Below are 16,298 nucleotides of genomic sequence, written 5' to 3'. Positions count from 1 at the left end.
GTGCTGGTCGACGACGCCGCGATCCTCGACGCCCGCGCGGCGCTGTGGGACCGCTACCGCCTCGCCGTCGAACCCGGCGGGGCGACGGCGTTCGCCGCCCTGCGCACCGGTGCCTACCGGCCGGCGCCGGGCGAGCGGGTCGCCGTCCTGCTCTGCGGGGCCAACACGGACCCCGCGACGCTCACTTCCCCGCCAGCCGCGCCACCAGCGGCGCGAACTCCTCGATGAAGGCGCCATTGACGCTGAAGTAGGAGACGCCGAGCTCCTCGCGACGCCGTTCGAGCTCGGCGGCCATGTCGTCGACGCTGCCGCGGAGCATCGCGAGCGAGTCGTGCGCGATCAGCGTTTCGGCGTCGACCCCGATGAACCCGCGGATCCACGGCGGCACCTGCTCGCCGACGACCCAGATGTTCATCGCGAACTCGACGTCGCGCTCGCCGGCCGCCGCACGGATTTCCCCGAGCTGGCCGGCGGTTTCCTCGCGGGTGGTCAGCGGGCCGCCGGCGAGCGTGACGATGTCGGCCTTCTTCGCGGCGAGCACCCGCGCCTTGGGCCCGCCCGCGGCGATCATCACCGGGGTGTGCGCGTCGCCGTCGAGCCGCCGCACGTGGTCGACGGTCTCGGAGATCGAGTCGAGCCGTTCCTGGCCCGAGCCGTAGGGCAGGCCCAGCTCTTCGGCCTGCTGCCGCATCGACGGGAGCCCGGTGCCGAGGCCGAGTTCGAACCGGCCTTCGGTGACGGCGGTGAGGCTGTGCGCCTCCCAGGCCGCCGCCCTCGCGGTGCGCAACGGGCTGGCCAGCACGAACGACCCGACGCGCAGGTCGGTGGTCACCGCCGCGGCGGCCGCGAGCGCCGCGGTCGGCGTCGGCAGGTTGAGGTTGTCCGGTGAGAGCAGTGTCGAGTAGCCGAGCGCTTCGGCACGCAACGCCGTCTCGCGCCACTTCGCGCCGCCCTCGCCCGCCGCCGCCACCACGCCGAACCGGAACGCCTTGCCCGCCATCGGAACACCCCCTGAGTCGATGCTTCCGATCAAACCACCGGTGCGCCCGGCCGTGCCACCACGACCGGGCGCGCCCGAGGTCAGCCGCGCTGGTACTCCTCCCACGTGACCTTGGTGACCGCGGGGCCGTCGTCGGCGCCGCGGCCGGCGAGGCCGTTCATGCCCAGGTAGTAGTCACCGGTCTGGTGCTGGGCGCCCGACGACAGGTCCGGGTCGGAGATCGCCATCGCGTGGATGTGGTAGGCGAAGCCCTGCGCCGGAGTGCGCAGCCAGGCCGCGAAGCCGACCTTGCGCAGCGCCTTCAGCAGGTTCGTCCGGCTCGTCGACGACAGGTTGGACACCGAGATGTCCATCGCGCCGCCGCCGTCGTGCGTCCCGGCGGAAGCGTCGACGCCACCCGGGTTGTACGAGCCTTGCGTCAGGCTGACCGACGAGCCGAAGATCCCTTCGGCAGCCACGAGCATCGCCTTGGTGCGGGTGTTGAGCGTCACGCCGTGGTAGGTGACGTGGCTGCCCGCCGAGACCGGGTTGGTGACCGTGTACCGGCCTTCGCCCAGCGTCTCGAGCGACGTCTTGCCCGGCAGGCCGGAGGCGTCGATCCCGGTGTAGCCCAGCGACTTCTGGTACTGCGAGTACGCCGCGATCGTGGTGGTGCCGAAGTAGCCGTCGACGTAGGTGCTCGCCAGGAGCCCCTTCGCCTGCAGGGCCTGCTCGACGAGCAGGACGCTGTCGTGCGCGCCCGGCGTCTGGGTGTCGTCGGCCCGGCGCGGGTCGATCTGGGCCGCCTTGAGCACGGCCTCCATGTTCGCCGTGGGCAGCGCCGTCGTGACCGCGGTTTCGGCCTGAGCCGGTGCGGCCACGGCGAACGCCGCGGCGGTGAGCGCCGTCAACACGGCGGCCTTCGTGAACATCCCTGTCCTCCACTGGTCGGAATCTTCTTCGGCCAGGAGGATCACCGGAGCCGGTACAAGGGACGTACAAATCGGACTCATACCCTTGGGGGGTAGGGTAATTTTGAGCGGTGACGACGTGTAATCCCTGCCACATCCGCGTCCATCACCACTGGTCCAGCCGTGTTTCAGATGGTCACGGAGAGTTTTGAGGGGGTCCCTCTGGACGTTGCCGTGTTCCTTTCGTAACCTGTTCGAGATCTCGCGGCCCCCGGTCGTCGATGGACGGCGACGCGAGATCGCCGCCGATACCCCCCTGCCGGGTACCGGACACCCCCAGCGCGCTCTTCCTGTTGCGGTGGAGCGCGCCCGGGCGAGGCCCCCGACTCGCCCGTCCGGACCCGACGGCGGCCGAACAGCAAAGGAGACCCGCGCGAGAATGCGTACGCATCCCGTAAAGCGCGTGGTGTCAGGTGCCCTCGCCGCGGCCTCGGTGATCACCGTCGTCACCATGGCCCAGCCCCCGGCCACCGCCGCCCCGATCCCCGTCCTCCAGGCCCCGCCCGCCGGCTCGGACGCGCTGGCCAAGTACCGCGAACTCGCCGGACAGGCCGAGAAGCTCAACGAGGACCTGCTCAAGGCCCAGGACGACCTGACCGCCAAGCAGGGCCAGCTCGACAAGGCCAACGCCGACGTCACGGCCGCGAAGGACGCCGGCGCCCAGGCGATCGAGGCCAAGCAGAAGTACCAGACGCAGGTGGACAAGTTCGCCGGCGCGTCGTTCACCAGCGGTGCCCAGATGAACAAGCTGTCGGCGCTGCTGGCCGGCACGTCCACCCAGGACTTCCTCGACCGCTCGGCCGCGCTCGAGGTCATCGCGACCGACAAGAACGCCGCGATGGACAACCTCAGCGGCGCGGCGGAGAAGGCCACGGCGGCTGAGAAGGCGGCGACCGACGCGGCGAAGCGCGCCCAGGACGCCCGTGACGCCGCCGCCAAGCTGGCGTCGGACATCGAGGGCAAGAAGAAGAACCTGCAGGCGCAGATCGACCAGATCGAGGCGCAGAGCCGGACCCTGAGCACCGCCGACAAGGCCGCCCAGAAGGACACCGGCGGTTCGGCCCCCAACGTCAAGGCCCCCACCGCGGCGGCGCAGACCGCGGTCAACGCGGCGCTGAGCAAGCTCGGCAGCGCGTACGTCTGGGGCGCCACCGGACCGAGCACGTTCGACTGCTCCGGCCTGATGCAGTGGGCGTACAAGCAGGCCGGGATCAGCCTGCCCCGGACGTCCTCGGCCCAGGCGGGCTTCGGCGCCCCGGTGTCGCGCAGCCAGCTGCAGCCGGGCGACCTGGTCGCGTACTACTCCCCGGTGTCCCACATCGGGATGTACATCGGCGACGGCAAGATGGTCCACGCCCCGACGAGCGGCGACGTCGTCAAGATCTCGCCGCTGATGAGCCAGTACGCGGGAGCCACGCGGCCGACGGCCTGAGTTCCGATTTCAGCGTAGTGCCCCGTTCCGGGAAGTGTAGAAATCCCGGAACGGGGCACTTTCGCGTCATGGTCGAGAATCCTGACGCCGCCACCGTCGAAGCCGTCGGCAAGGTCACCGAGGCACTCGAGACGATCGAGCGCGCCCGCGGGCACCTCTATTCGTTCCACCAGCTGACGGGCAGCGCGGACCTGGCCCTCGGCGACGCCGTGAAGCAGCTCGCGGAGGCCGGCCACGAGGACTGGGCGCGGCGGATCTCCGAGGAGCTCATCGGGCTCAACGTGTTACCCGATCGGTGGACTTTTCAGGTCGTCGAGGAGTACGACGACGGGTACTACAAGGCCTGCCGCGACCTCGAGCGGGAACTGCTCCGGTCGTTGACCGGAGGCCGCCGCCACCTGCACGAACAGCAGATGAAGGACGACCGGCGGACCCACGGCAGGCCGGGTCACGAAGCAGGCTCTCCGAGCACTCCGCCGGCCGCCCCGTGAGCGGCGATTGTCGGACCCCCGCGCTACAGTCGAACCAAGACGAACAAGTGTTCGAATCGGAGGAGTCGTGACGGATCAGGTCGAGCCCAACCCGGAGAAGTCGTACCTGCAAACGCTGGCCCGGAAAATCGACGTGTTGCAGCAGGCGACGGGCCGGGGCGGCTGAGGCTTCGTGTGCGCGACGACACGGCGTGCCGTCCCTCTTCGCGGGTATTTCTCCTGGAGATGCCCGACTACCCCGAAGGAGGACATCTCCATGTACGTCGTCGTGTTGCTCGTCGCGCTGGCCGGGCTGCTCGTGCTCGGCGGGGCGGCCGTCCGCGAACTGCCGAAGCCGTATCCCCTGACCGCGAAACGCACTCTCGTCGCGGCGTGGCTGGTGGCCGCCGCCGGGATCGCGTGGTGGTTCGCCGCGCCGGGGTCCGCGGCGCTCGTCGTGACGGTCGTCGGGTTCGGCTTTCTCGTCGCCACGCTGAACCGTGGGCCCGAGCAGCCGTCCTACCCGCAGGCCACGCCCTACCAGCCACCTCGATGAGCGGTCTGCGGGAGCGGCGCGAAAGCTGAGCGGTCAGGCCGCTTTGGGTGCCGCCGCACCCGTCACGCGGAGCAGGAACTCGGCGTTGGAGCCCGTCTTGCGGAGCTGGTCCAGCAGTTGTTCGAGGGCGTGCGGGCCGGACAGCACCCGCCGGACTTCGTGCATCGCGGCGAGTTCGCCGGGGGTGACGAGGAGTTCTTCGCGCCGGGTACCGGACGCCGGGATGTCGACAGCCGGGAAAACGCGGCGTTCGGCGGCCTTGCGGTCGAGCCGGAGTTCGGCGTTGCCGGTGCTCTTGAGCTCCTCGAAGAACACCGTGTCGGCCAGCGAACCGGTTTCCACCAAGGCGGTCGCGATGATCGTGAGGGATCCGCCGCCTTCGACGTTGCGGGCGGCGCCGAGGAGGCGCTTCATCGGCTGCAACGCGGCCGCGTCGACGCCGCCGGAAAGCGTGCGGCCGGAGGGCCGCGCCGAAAGGTTGTACGCACGGCCGAGGCGGGTGAGGGAGTCGAGCAGCAGCACGACGTCTTCGCCGCGCTCCACCAGGCGTTTCGCGCGCTCGACGGTGAGTTCCGCGACCGCGACGTGCTCGGCGGGCGGCCGGTCGAAGGTGGAGGCGATCACTTCGCCGCGCACGGTCCGGCTCAGCTCGGTGACCTCCTCCGGGCGTTCGTCGGCGAGCAGCACGAGCAGCCGGCAGTCCGGGTGGTTGGTCGCGATGCCGTGCGCGATCTCTTGCAGCACAGTGGTTTTCCCGGCTTTCGGCGGCGAAACGACGAGCGCGCGCTGCCCTTTGCCGAGCGGGGTGATGAGGTCGATCACGCGCGGCAGCAGCCGTGTCGGCGTGGTTTCGAGCAGCAGCCGCTCGTCCGGGTGCAGCGGCACGAGGTCGGCGAAGTGCGGCCGCGGCTCGTCCGGGCCGGCGCCGTCGACGCTGATGATCTCGTCGGCGGTCCCGGTGATTTCGTCCCCAGGGCGCAGCTTGTGCTTGCGCACCAAGGAAAGCGGAACAGCGACGTCGTCGGGCGAACGGCCGTGGCCGCGCCGCACGAACGGGGTTTTTCCGGACAGGTCGAGGATTCCGTGAAAAGGCATGGTTGTCTCCTGATGAGGTGCCGGGCCGACGTGGGCCCGGGAACGAGGAAAGAGGCCGAGTGGCCTGGATCCGGGGAGCTTCCTCCGGGCGGCCTGAGGCCGGCGTCCGCGAGGAGCACCTCCACTGTAGCGAGACATTTCACGAAGCACAACGGGTAAGACTCCGTCGCGGCGGGTAGCTCACAGTGGAGCCCGCCGACACGGGGGAAAGCGGCTGACGATGGGAGCGAATCGTGTATCGACACACTCGGGACGCCGGCGTCGATACCGGCGAGGGCACCGACGCCGACCAAACCGGGACCACGGCCCCGGCGCGAGGAAGCGCCGGAGCCGTGGTCGTCTCGCCGTTCGAAGAGCTGGCGCCGGCCTTCCCGAACGAGATGGCCGACCTGCGCCGCAAGCTGACCCGCTGGCTGGGCGAGTTCCCGCTCGACCCGAAAAGCACGCACGACATCACCCTGGCCACGTACGAAGCCCTGGCCAACGTGGCAGCCCACGCCTACCCGTCCGGCCACGGCTGGGCCCGCCTCCAGGCCACCCACACCGCCGACACGGTGACTGTGACGGTCACCGACACGGGCTGCGGAATCCCGGCAACCCGCCCCCGCACCGCAGGCCTGCGCACCACCGGCGGCCGCGGGCTGTTGCTGATCGAGAAGGTGACCGACCAGTCCGACATCGACACGGGTGATTCCGGAACGACGGTCCGGATGACCTGGCGCCCGCCTTCGTTACGCGAAGCGAGCTGAGCCGGAGCAAGCCCAACGCTCATCGCCGGTTCACCGAGGTACGGGAAAGCCCCCGACTACCGAGGCGGGCCGGCGGGCTTGTGTCCGGACGCGATCGCACCGAGCCGGCTTCCGGGGCACCACACGCTCGAGGGGCGACGAACTTCACCAAGCCGACGCCCGGCAGGGGCGGCCGCCAGCTCGGCTCGGCTCGGCTCGGCTCGGCTCGGCTCGGCTCGGACCACGCCACCACCGCCGACGGCGCAACTTGGCACCGCAGCCCGCCCGGCACAACAGCTGCACTCACGCCCGCAGCTCAGCGAATGACTCCCGCTCCCGCCCGCAGCCCACCGCTCACGCGCGCAGCCCCAGCGAATAGCTCCACTGCTCACGCCCGCGGCTCAGCGAACAACTCCCCCGCTCACGCCCCGCCGAGGAGGCGGCGTTCACCGCGGCCCCCAGGTCCCCCGCCCCGGCCTCAGGTTCCCGGCCCCCAGGCCTCGGCCCTGGCCCTGGCCCTGGCCCCGGCCCCGGCCCCGGCCCCGGCCCCGGCCCACGAAAGCTCACCGCCCCCGCGGCTCCACCCTCATCCCCAAGAAACCCCCAACTCCCCTCAAGCCGCCCCGGCGAGGCGGACCAGCCTGTTCCGCGGGTACGAAACCAGCTCGCGCTCGTCATCCGTCGTGAAGATCTCGACGGAATCCTCGACCAGCTCCGCCGACGTCACCTGCAGTTGCCACGCGGGCAGTCCCGGCGCCGGCTCGTGCCAGAACCACTGGCCCTTGGTCAGCTGGTGCGCCGGGACCGTCGCGTCGTCCGTGTTCATGCGAAGAGGCTAGCCGCCACCACCGACAGTTTTCGCACTGCCTCAGCCGTGCGTGGCACCCACTGTGATCGTCAGCACTTCCGGGTCGCCCGCGAAGACCGCTCCGCTGAAGTCCGGGCCCGGGCTCACGTCGTCGTACGGGAACGCGTAGCCGCGGTTGTCCGGGAGTTTCGAGTGGACGATCCGCGCGTAGTGGTTGGTCACGTCACCCTGGTAGAACTTCGCCGGGTCCTCGTCGGTCGGCTGGTTCGGGTTGGCCAGCAACGTCGTGCGGTTCAGGGCCGCCGCCAGGCGGGGGACGATGGCCTTGCGCGCGTCGCTCGCTCCCGCCGCCAGTGCGAACGGGCCGCTGTCGCAGCTCCACACGTCCGCCGTCGCCGGTTTGGCGAAGGATTCCGCGCCGAAGACGAGCTGGCCGCCCGAGACGCGGCCGGTGAACTTGCCGACGCCCGGGTTCTGCGAGTCCACCACCAGGTCCGTGCCCTCGTACTTCGCCCACACCTGGTCGATGTAGGCGTCGAGGTAGCCGCCGAACCGGGACGCGTGGTGGTGCGGGGACAGCACGCGCAGGTTTCCGCCGCCGCCGGTCTGGACCAGGCCGGGCCACTCGCCGCCCAATGCGTTCAGCGACGACGCGATCTGGTCCACCGAACCCGCCGGCAGGCCTTGGACCGTCGAGGTTCCGGAGCCCGCGGTGGTCAGCGAGAGTCCCATCGGGATGCCCACGAAGTCGACGTAGCTGATGTTCGCGAACAGCTGCGTGTCGTTGAACGTGAACTCGCTGAACGACCAGTTCTTGCCGTAGTTCGCATCACCGGAGTTGAGGAAGCTCGGGTGGACCAGGTTCGGGCCCGGGTCGAGGAAGAAGTCCAGCTTCGCGTCCGTGACGACGTAGACGCGCGCGCCGCCCATCTTGGGCACCGTCACCTGCGCGCCCGAGGCGATCGGGATCGCGCAGTCTTCGGGCAGCGGGGTCGTGGGCGCGCCCGGCGAGGCCGGGTAGTACGGCGTGCCGTCGGCGCGCAGCAGCACCAGCTTGCCGTCCGGGGTCGTGCCCGTGACGTAGGCGTACACCGTGCCGGAGCCGGAGTTGTTGACGAACTTGAGACCGAAGGTGTCGGGCGTCGCGGCGTAGGCTGACCGCGCGAGGGGCAGCACCGTGGCCGTGGCGAGCGTGGCCGCCGAAAGACCGAGGAACGAGCGCCGGGAGATCATGGTGTCCTCCACGTTGAGGAGACGGCGGAGTCCATAGTGGACGTCCGAGGGCGGTACGCAGGATTCGTTGTGGACGTAAACAAACTATGACCCCGGTTCGGTTACCTGGCAACCCTGCGAAAGAAGGTCCAGACCACCGTCTCACCGGGCCCGCGCGGTGCCCGGCCGCCGCGAATTCCAAACGCGACACCGCCGGGTGTGCCCGCGGGTACCGGGTGCCGGGTACTTCCGGGCACACCCCTTGACGCGGTCGCGGACCGGCGGCGACAGTGGACGGCCTCGCAGGTCGTGGACGGCCCCGTTCCCCTCAGGAAGCGAGACCCCATGCACACCGTCAAGCGGCTCACCGCCGCGCTGGCAACGTTGTCGTTCCTCGCCCCGGCCGCTCCGGCGCACGCCGAGGAGGCCTGGACCACCGTCTTCCAAGACGACTTCGACGGCGCCGCGGGCACCGGCCTGAACACCCAGGACTGGCTCTACGACAAGGGAACCGGCTACCCCGGCGGCGCGGCGAACTGGGGCACCGGCGAAATCGAGACCGCGACGGACTCGACGGCCAACGTCTACCACGACGGCCAGGGTCACCTGGCGATCAAGCCGCTGCGCGACGCCGCCGGGAACTGGACCTCCGGCCGCATCGAGACCCAGCGCACCGACTTCGCCGCTCCCGAAGGCGGCCAGCTCGAAATCAGCGCGACGCTCAAGCAGCCCTCCCCCGCCAGTGGTCTCGGCTACTGGCCGGCGTTCTGGGCGATGGGCGCGGACGCCCGCCCGGTCGGCGCGACGAACTGGCCGAGCATCGGCGAGCTCGACATCATGGAAGACGTCAACGCGCTCAGCAAGCACTCCACGACGTTCCACTGTGGACAGTGGCAGGGCGAGTGCCACGACCCGGACGGCATCACCAGCGACCTGCAGGACTGCGCCGGCTGCCAGGAGGGCTACCACACGTACTCGGTGATCGTGGACCGCCGCGACGCCGCCGCCGAAGAGCTGCGCTTCTTCCTCGACGGAAACCAGACGTTCGCGGTGAAGCAGAACCAGGTGTCCGCCGAAACCTGGAAGGCCGCCGTCGACCACGGGTTCTTCGTCATCTTCGACGTCGCCATCGGCGGCTCGTACCCGAACAAGGTCTGCGGCTGCACGAGCCCGTCCGCCGACATCACGCCGGGCGCCGAGATGAGCGTCGACTCCCTGTCGGTCCGGACCAGCCAGGGCTGACCCGTAGGCTGGGCGCCATGAAGCACGCCGTCATCGCGTCACCGATCGGCCCGCTGACCCTGGTCGGCGACGGCGAAGCGCTGGCCGGGCTCTACTTCGACGGCCACCTGCGGACACCCAGGATCACCGACCTCGGTCACCGGGACGACGACGCCTTCGAGACGGCGAGGCGGCAGCTCGGCGAGTACTTCGCGGGCACGCGGCGCGAGTTCGACCTCGAGCTCGCGCCGCGCGGCTCCGCGTTCGAAAAGCAGGTCTGGGCCCTGCTGACCAAGATCCCGTACGGCGAAACCCGCACGTACGGGCAGCTGGCCACCGAGCTGGGCGACCCCGGCGCCGCGCAGGCGGTCGGGAACGCCAACGGCTGGAACCCGATCAGCGTCATCGTGCCCTGCCACCGCGTGGTCGGCACCGGCGGCGGCCTGACCGGGTACGCCGGCGGCCTCGACCGCAAGCGGTTCCTCCTGAGCCTGGAAGAACCACCCGCGGCCGAGGTCGGCCGGTTGTTCTAGTACTGCCCGTATGCTGCGGTGATGGGGCAGGCGGAGCTGGGTCACGAACGCGAACGCGTGGGGGCCGTGGCACTGCGGACGACGGCATGGTGCCTGGCCTGGATCCCGGGTCTCGCGTTCCTGCTCAGCTATGGCGATGATGCGCACCGGAACACCGCGACGGCTATTCTGGCGCCCCTCGCACTGGTGCTCATCGTGGCGTCGTTGTGCGTTACGCCGAGCGCGATTTCGTGGTGGCGGCGCTACGAGTCGGTCCGGCGCACCGGCTGGCGAGCCGCGACGGTCACGATAGAGATCGTGGCGGAACCGGGAGGTTGTCTCCCGCCTTTCAGTCACAGAATTGACGATCCTGGCAGAAAGCGCGACTACGTCGTCCGGTACCGCGACGGCGGCGGTGTCCGGCTGCGAGGTACTGGCAGCAGGTGGCACCGTCCTCCGCTGGTGGCCTTCGACCACGCGCAACCCGCTTGGGTCGGTGGCTCGGGCCGCTCGGCCGTGGTCCTGTTCGGCACCAGTCGCTGGGGCCCCCGCCGTCCGCGTGTCGTACCCGCGAAGTTCATCGCCGCCCTTCCCGAACCCGCGCGGTAGACCAGGGGCGTACCAGGCCCACCAGGACCTGATATGCCCCTGGTGTCCTAGCCCGCCGAGCAGGTGACGGTCGGCGCCGTCAGGTTGCCGCCGTGCTGCACGGTGAACCCGATGACGTTGCCGCTGCCGTTGGGCCGGGCGGTCAGCACGTACCCGGTGCTGTCCCAGGTGCCCGTGTAGTTCCAGCTGCCGATGACCTTCTGGGGCGCGTGGAAGGTGATCGTGAGCACCCAGTTGTTCGAGCCGGTCACCGTCACCTGGCCGTTGAAGCCGACGTTCCACTCCGCCGTCTTGAGGTACGTCCCGGTGCACCCGCCCGGCGGCGGGGTCGTGGTCGTCGTGGGAGGCGGCGGGGTGGTCGTCGTGGTCGGCGGCGGCGTGGTGCCGCCGTTCAGCGCGTCGAGCACCGCGGTGTAGGCGGCTTTCTTCTGGCCGTTGCCGTCGAACAGCAGCGGCGTGGCCGACGCCCGCCACGAGTCGGTGTCCCGGATGCCCCACACGGTCATCCCGGTGCACCGCGCCACCGCGAGGCAGGCGTTCGTGACCGTGCGGTAGTTGTCCGCCTGCGCGGTGCCCGAACCTTCGATGTCCAGCTCGGTGATCTGCACGTCCACGCCGAGGTCCGCGAAGTTCTGCAGCGTCGTCCGGTAGTTCGACGGCACCGGGCTGTTGGGGTTGAAGTGCGACTGGAAGCCGACGCAGTCGATCGGGACGCCGCGGGACTTGAAGTCCTGCACCATCCGGTACACGGCCTGGGTCTTCGCCTGGTTCCAGTCGTCGGTGTTGTAGTCGTTGTAGCAGAGCTTCGCGTTCGGGTCGGCCGCCCGCGCGGCGCGGAACGCCGCCTCGATCCAGTCGTCCCCGGTGCGCTGCAGGTTCGAATCGCGCCGGGCACCCGAACCGCCGTCGGCGAAGGCCTCGTTGACGACGTCCCAGGCGTAGATCTTGCCGCTGTAGTGCCCGGCGACCTGGGTGATGTGGTTCAGCATCGCCGAGCGCAGCGCGGCTCCCTCCATGTTCTGCATCCAGCCCGGCTGCTGCGAGTACCACGCCAGCGTGTGCCCGCGCATCCGGGCGCCCTGGCTCGTCGCCTGGCTGACGATCCGGTCGGCGTTGCCGTAGGAGAACTGGCCCTGCGTGGGCTCGGTCGCGTCGATCTTCATCTCGTTCTCGGGCGTGACCATGGAGAACTCGCGGCTCAGGATGCCGGTGTAGACACTGTCCGAGAGCTTGCTCGCCGAAACCGCGGTGCCGAAGTACCGGCCGGTCCCGCTCGCCGCGCTGCCGAGCGTGGTACCCGAGGCCGGCGGCGGAGAGGTCGTGGTCGTCGTCGAGGTACCACCGCTGTTCAGGCCGAGGAACGCGATCGCGTAGGCCACCATCCCGCTCTGCGGCAGCGAATGCCCGGCGCCCTGCACGCTGATGCCCTCGACCGGCGCCTGGACGCCGGTGCCGCCGTAGCGCGTGCGCGTCCAGCCGGACTGCGGGGCGTCACTCGACGACGGCGTCTGGCTCACGCCCTGCAGGTTCGTCCACTGCTTGATCTCCTCACCGAAGTTCGGGTAGCGCAGGGTGTCGTCGGCGGTGCCGTGCCACAGCTGCATCCGCGGGTACGGGCCGCTTCTCCCGCCGCTCATCTGCCGGGCCTGGTCGCCCCACTGCTGCGCGGTCTTGATGAGCTGGCCGCTCGAGCACTGGCTGTTCCAGCTCGACCCGTCGGTGGTGGCGAAGCAGCCGGCGGGCACGCCCATGAACGCCGAGCCGGCCGCGAACACGTCCGGGTACTCCGCGGCGAGTACGTTCGTCATCATCGCGCCCGAGGAGAACCCGGTGACGAAAACCCGCGCGGGGTCGACGTTGTAGCGCTGCTTGGCCCAGTTCACCATCGACAGGATGCCGACCGGGTCGCTGCCGCCGCCCCGGGTCAGCGCCTGCGGCGACGAGACGTCGAAGCACTGGCCGCTGCGGGTGGCTTCCGGGAAGACGATGACGTAGCCGTACTGGTCGGCCGCGGTGACGTAGTCGCGGGCGTAGCCGTTGAACACCGCGGACGCCGAGCCGGTGCAGTAGTGGACCGCGACCAGCAGCGCCGGCTTCGCCGCCAGCCGGTCCGGGACGTAGGTGTACATGTTGAGGTTGCTGGGATTGCTGCCGAAATCGGTCACGCGCGTCAAGGTGGCCGCCGACGCGGGCTGCGCCGAGAGCACCAGCACGATGGCGGTGGCGATCGACAGCGCGGCGGCGAGGAGGGCGGTGAAGAGTCTTCGCACTCGACGAATCCTTTCCGGGGGCGGGGCGCAGCTGTGACGATCGTTCGTTCGCCGCCCGGGACCGGTCAACGATTATCGGGATGTTTCGCGACCTTTCGAACTGCCGCCGTTCCTGCGGCCCGGCGGGGACCGCTGCTGCGCCACGTGAACGCCGACTCCGCGACGATCTGGGCGGAGACGGACGGGCCGTGCGAAGCCGGGGCCGGCGACGTCCACCACGCGTACGTGGCGCGGGCCGACCTGCCGGGCGCGCCGGTGCACCAGCTCACCTGCTCGCCGGTGCACAACACCGTGCCCTGGTACACGGCTGAGTGAGGGGCTGGCCCGGCGCGTCGGCGTGCCGCCCGCGCCGCTGACCTGGAGCTGCGTGTCGGGACCGCATTTCGGCAACGCCGTGATGACGCTCGACGTCGACGGGCGCGAAGCCACCGCCACGCTCCTGCGGCCCGGCGGGGACGAGAAGCCGGTCCCGCTCACCCGAGGGTGGGTGCGGCGCGGCCACCCAGGTCCCGCCGATCGGCGTTAGCCTCGGAGCATGCCCAGTGAGAACCCGCTCGGGGAGTTCCTCCGGGCCCGCCGCGAACAGGTGGGGCCCGAAGACCTCGGCCTGCCCGCGGGCGGGCCGCGCCGGGTCGCGGGGCTGCGCCGGGAAGAGGTCGCGGTGCTCGCCGGGGTCAGCACCGACTACTACGTCCGGCTCGAACAGGGCCGGGAGCGCAACCCGTCGGCGCAGGTCCTCGACGCGCTCGCGCACGGGCTGGCCCTCGACGAGGACGCCACCGCCCACCTGCACCGGCTGGCCCGGCCGGCGCCGAAACGCCGCCGCCCGCGACGGCGGGAGCAGGTCAGCCCGAACCTCCTGCGGCTGCTGGACGGCTGGCCGGACACGCCCGCGCTGGTGCTCGGCCGCTGCCTCGACGTGCTCGCGCACAACGCGCTGGGCCAGGCGCTGTTCGCCGGGCACCAGCACAGCGGCGACCTGGTCCGGCTGGTGTTTCTCGACCCGGACGCGCGCGAGTTCTACCCGGACTGGGAGCGCGTCGCCGTCAACACGGTCGGCGGCCTGCGGGCGGCCGCCGGGATCGACCCGGACGACCCGCTGCTGATCGAGACGGTCGGCGAGCTGTCGGTCAAGAGCGCGGACTTCCGCCGGCTGTGGGCCCGCCACGACATCCGGCAGAAGACGCGCGAAACCAAGCGGTTCCACCACCGGCTGGTCGGCGAGCTCGTGCTGAGCTACGAGGCGCTGACCGTCAACAGCGCGCCCGGCCAGCAGCTGGTCGTCTACCAGGCCGAGCCGGGCAGCGCGTCGGAAGCGGCACTCGCCCTCCTGGGCAGCCTCGCCGCTTCCTGAATCACCGTTTCCACAATCCACAATGGACGGAGAACTTCGTCGTGCCCGAAAACTGGTTCATCACCGGCTGTTCCACCGGTCTCGGCCGGGCGCTGGCCGAAGCCGTGCTCGCTCGCGGCCTGCGCGCCGTGGTCACGGCCCGCGACCCGGCGAGCGTCGCCGACCTGGTCGCGGAGCACGGTGACCGCGCGCTCGCCCTCCCGCTCGACGTCACCGACCACGCCCAGGTGGTCGACACGGTGAAGCAAGCGGAAAGCGCGTTCGGCCGGATCGACGTCCTCGTGAACAACGCCGGCTACGGCTACCTCGCCGCGATCGAAGAAGGTGAGGACGAGGAGATCCGGAAACTGTTCGACGCCAACGTGTTCGGACTCGCGGACGTCACCCGCGCGGTGCTGCCGGGCATGCGCGCCCGGCGGAGCGGGCACGTCGTGAACGTGTCCTCGCTCGGCGGGCTCGCCGCCTTCGGGGCCACCGGTTACTACCACGCGACGAAGTTCGCCGTGGAGGGGCTTTCCGAATCCCTCGCCGCCGAGGTCGCCCCGCTGGGGATCAAGGTGACGATCGTCGAGCCCGCCGCGTTCCGCACCAACTGGTCGGGGCCGTCGATGCGGCAGTCGGCGATCCGCATCGACGACTACGCCGAAACGGCCGGAGCGCGCCGTGCGGCGACCACCGCGACCTACGGCCGCCAGCCGGGCGACCCGGCCCGCGCGGCCGAGGCGATCCTCGCCGCCGTCGACGCCGGAGAGCCGCCGTTGCGGCTGCTGCTCGGCAAGGCCGCCTACGACATCGCTTCCGCCCGGCTCGACACCCTGCGAGCCGGTTTCGACACCTGGCGCGAGACCACCCTCGGCGCCGACTTCCCCCGAGAGGAAACCGCGTGAAGACCGTCCTCATCACCGGTGCCAGCAGCGGCATCGGGCACGCCACCGCGCTGCGCCTGGCCCGCGAAGGCCACCACGTCGTGCTCGGCGCCCGGCGCGAAGACCGCCTGACCGCGCTGGCGAAGGAGATCCACGACGCCGGCGGCACCGCCGACGTGCACCGACTGGACGTCACCGACCGCGCCGAGGTCGCCGCGTTCGCCGACACCGCCGTCGAAGCGCACGGACGGCTCGACGTCTTCGTCGCCAACGCGGGCGTGATGCCGTTGTCCCGCCTGGATTCCCGGCACGTCGAGGAGTGGGACCGGATGATCGACGTGAACGTCCGCGGCCTGCTGCACGGGATCGCGGCGGCCCTGCCGCACTTCGAGCGCCAGGGCGGCGGGCACTTCGTGACGATCGCCTCCACCGGCGCGCACGAAGTCGTGCCGACGGCCGCGGTCTACTGCGGCACCAAGTACGCGGCCCGGGCGATCACCGAAGGCCTGCGCCTCGAAGCCGGCCCCGGCATCCGCGTCACGACGGTCTCCCCCGGCGTCGTCGAGTCCGAACTGGCCGACACCATCACCGAACCGGGCGCGAAGGAGGCGATGCGCGCCTACCGCGCGGCGACGATGTCACCGGACACCATCGCCGGCGCGATCTCCTACGCGATCGGGCAGCCGGACGGCGTCGACGTCAACGAGATCGTCGTGCGGCCGACCGCGCAGCGGTGATCAGCGCTCCAGCTCGGCGATGACCCGCGGGATCTCGGCGACGAGCTCCCGCGCCAGCAGCCCGGTGCTGCCGGTGGCCGGGATCAGCCGCTGGCCGGCCACGGCGTGGACGTGCGTCGCCCACCAGGCGGCTTGGTCGAGTTCGGCGCCCCGGGCGAGGAACCCGCCGGTCAGCCCGGCCAGCACGTCCCCGCTGCCGGACGTCGCCAGCCCGACGTGACCGGAACCGTCCCGCCAGGTGCGGCCGTCGGGCGCGGCGACCACGCCCATCAGCAGCACCACCCCGCGGTAGCGCCGGGCGATCCGCACGGCCGTCTCCAGGTCGTCGACGTCCTTTTCCTCGCAGCCGTCCAGGTAGGCCGCTTCGACCCGGTTCGGGGTGAGGAGGAGCCGGCCGGCCAGCGGCTCGGCCAGCTCCGGTGCCCGGCTCAGCGCGCCGAGCGCGAACGCGTCGAGCACCACCCGCGCGTCCGGCGCG

At 70.9% G+C, this 16,298-nt stretch carries 19 protein-coding genes and 1 pseudogene; 13 read left to right on the top strand and 7 right to left on the bottom strand.

Translation table 11 applies throughout. The features are described 5' to 3' along the window. A pseudogene (locus G3I65_RS47185) lies at positions 1–228 on the top strand (threonine/serine dehydratase); the annotation flags it as partial. Here the strand turns inward: G3I65_RS47185 and G3I65_RS47180 are convergent. Together G3I65_RS47180 and G3I65_RS47175 are read right to left on the bottom strand one after the other, a co-directional pair. Next, the gene (locus tag G3I65_RS47180; RefSeq protein ID WP_160701886.1) at positions 182–1,000 is read right to left on the bottom strand and encodes an LLM class flavin-dependent oxidoreductase; all 819 of its coding nucleotides are present in this window, start codon (positions 998–1,000) and stop codon (positions 182–184) included. The pseudogene G3I65_RS47185 and the gene G3I65_RS47180 sit on opposite strands and share 47 nt — an antisense overlap. Before the next feature lie 80 nt (positions 1,001–1,080). Next, positions 1,081–1,911, bottom strand: a complete 831-nt coding sequence (locus G3I65_RS47175; protein WP_160701885.1) for a peptidoglycan-binding protein — start codon at positions 1,909–1,911, stop codon at positions 1,081–1,083. A gap of 418 nt (positions 1,912–2,329) precedes the next feature. Between G3I65_RS47175 and G3I65_RS47170 the strand changes: the two genes are divergently transcribed. The 3 genes from G3I65_RS47170 (at position 2,330) to G3I65_RS47160 (ending at position 4,408) form a co-directional block, all read left to right on the top strand. Next, on the top strand, positions 2,330–3,382 hold the full coding sequence (locus tag G3I65_RS47170; RefSeq protein WP_160701884.1) for an NlpC/P60 family protein: 1,053 nt from the start codon (positions 2,330–2,332) through the stop codon (positions 3,380–3,382). Between the two features lie 68 nt (positions 3,383–3,450). Then, positions 3,451–3,873 (top strand): hypothetical protein, encoded by a 423-nt coding sequence (locus G3I65_RS47165; RefSeq protein WP_160701883.1) that lies wholly within the window; start codon positions 3,451–3,453, stop codon positions 3,871–3,873. Between the two features lie 256 nt (positions 3,874–4,129). Further along, positions 4,130–4,408: a hypothetical protein gene (locus G3I65_RS47160; protein ID WP_160701882.1), complete on the top strand. Its 279-nt coding sequence runs from the start codon at positions 4,130–4,132 to the stop codon at positions 4,406–4,408. 33 nt (positions 4,409–4,441) lie between these two features. Here G3I65_RS47160 and rho read toward each other — a convergent pair whose 3' ends face one another. After that, a complete protein-coding gene (gene rho, locus G3I65_RS47155; protein ID WP_160701881.1) occupies positions 4,442–5,503 on the bottom strand; it encodes a transcription termination factor Rho in 1,062 nt (353 codons plus the stop codon). 233 nt (positions 5,504–5,736) lie between these two features. On the opposite strand from rho, the gene G3I65_RS47150 reads away from it, so the two are divergent. After that, entirely contained in the window at positions 5,737–6,252 is a 516-nt protein-coding gene (locus G3I65_RS47150) for an ATP-binding protein (protein ID WP_309236030.1), read from the top strand. 592 nt (positions 6,253–6,844) lie between these two features. Here the strand turns inward: G3I65_RS47150 and G3I65_RS47145 are convergent. Together G3I65_RS47145 and G3I65_RS47140 are read right to left on the bottom strand one after the other, a co-directional pair. Beyond that, entirely contained in the window at positions 6,845–7,057 is a 213-nt protein-coding gene (locus G3I65_RS47145; RefSeq protein ID WP_125313798.1) for a hypothetical protein, read from the bottom strand. A 42-nt stretch (positions 7,058–7,099) separates the two neighbouring features. Next, positions 7,100–8,272 (bottom strand): glycoside hydrolase family 64 protein, encoded by a 1,173-nt coding sequence (locus G3I65_RS47140; protein WP_160701880.1) that lies wholly within the window; start codon positions 8,270–8,272, stop codon positions 7,100–7,102. A 324-nt stretch (positions 8,273–8,596) separates the two neighbouring features. On the opposite strand from G3I65_RS47140, the gene G3I65_RS47135 reads away from it, so the two are divergent. The 3 genes from G3I65_RS47135 to G3I65_RS47125 are packed head-to-tail and all read left to right on the top strand — an operon-like array spanning position 8,597 to position 10,593. After that, positions 8,597–9,493, top strand: a complete 897-nt coding sequence (locus tag G3I65_RS47135) for a glycoside hydrolase family 16 protein (protein WP_160701879.1) — start codon at positions 8,597–8,599, stop codon at positions 9,491–9,493. Between the two features lie 17 nt (positions 9,494–9,510). After that, positions 9,511–10,005, top strand: coding sequence for a methylated-DNA--[protein]-cysteine S-methyltransferase (locus G3I65_RS47130; RefSeq protein ID WP_160701878.1), 495 nt, complete (start codon positions 9,511–9,513; stop codon positions 10,003–10,005). Positions 10,006–10,026: 21 nt separating this feature from the next. Then, a complete protein-coding gene (locus G3I65_RS47125; RefSeq protein ID WP_160701877.1) occupies positions 10,027–10,593 on the top strand; it encodes a hypothetical protein in 567 nt (188 codons plus the stop codon). 47 nt (positions 10,594–10,640) lie between these two features. On the opposite strand, the gene G3I65_RS58655 is transcribed toward G3I65_RS47125, so the two are convergent. Beyond that, positions 10,641–12,863: a PHB depolymerase family esterase gene (locus tag G3I65_RS58655; protein ID WP_160701876.1), complete on the bottom strand. Its 2,223-nt coding sequence runs from the start codon at positions 12,861–12,863 to the stop codon at positions 10,641–10,643. 144 nt (positions 12,864–13,007) lie between these two features. On the opposite strand from G3I65_RS58655, the gene G3I65_RS56725 reads away from it, so the two are divergent. From G3I65_RS56725 to G3I65_RS47100, 5 genes are read left to right on the top strand one after another with little or no spacing between them, the layout of a single operon-like run. Beyond that, entirely contained in the window at positions 13,008–13,178 is a 171-nt protein-coding gene (locus G3I65_RS56725) for a hypothetical protein (RefSeq protein WP_203612702.1), read from the top strand. Positions 13,179–13,230: 52 nt separating this feature from the next. Further along, the gene (locus G3I65_RS56720; protein WP_203612701.1) at positions 13,231–13,389 is read left to right on the top strand and encodes a hypothetical protein; all 159 of its coding nucleotides are present in this window, start codon (positions 13,231–13,233) and stop codon (positions 13,387–13,389) included. A 9-nt stretch (positions 13,390–13,398) separates the two neighbouring features. Continuing rightward, on the top strand, positions 13,399–14,217 hold the full coding sequence (locus G3I65_RS47110; RefSeq protein ID WP_160701875.1) for a helix-turn-helix transcriptional regulator: 819 nt from the start codon (positions 13,399–13,401) through the stop codon (positions 14,215–14,217). A 41-nt stretch (positions 14,218–14,258) separates the two neighbouring features. Then, complete coding sequence (locus tag G3I65_RS47105) at positions 14,259–15,104, top strand: oxidoreductase (protein ID WP_160701874.1); 846 nt, start codon at positions 14,259–14,261, stop codon at positions 15,102–15,104. Next, positions 15,101–15,820 (top strand): SDR family oxidoreductase, encoded by a 720-nt coding sequence (locus G3I65_RS47100; RefSeq protein WP_160701873.1) that lies wholly within the window; start codon positions 15,101–15,103, stop codon positions 15,818–15,820. Before G3I65_RS47105 ends, G3I65_RS47100 begins: the two co-directional genes overlap by 4 nt. Here G3I65_RS47100 and G3I65_RS47095 read toward each other — a convergent pair. Further along, positions 15,821–16,298 (bottom strand): ADP/ATP-dependent (S)-NAD(P)H-hydrate dehydratase (locus tag G3I65_RS47095; RefSeq protein ID WP_160701872.1); only part of this gene is annotated, 478 nt, incomplete at its 5' end. It lies immediately after the preceding gene.

The sequence above is a fragment of the Amycolatopsis sp. SID8362 genome (genome assembly GCF_010550475.1).
Taxonomy (GTDB): domain Bacteria; phylum Actinomycetota; class Actinomycetes; order Mycobacteriales; family Pseudonocardiaceae; genus Amycolatopsis; species Amycolatopsis eburnea.
This window is presented reverse-complemented; position numbering and strand designations above follow the sequence as displayed.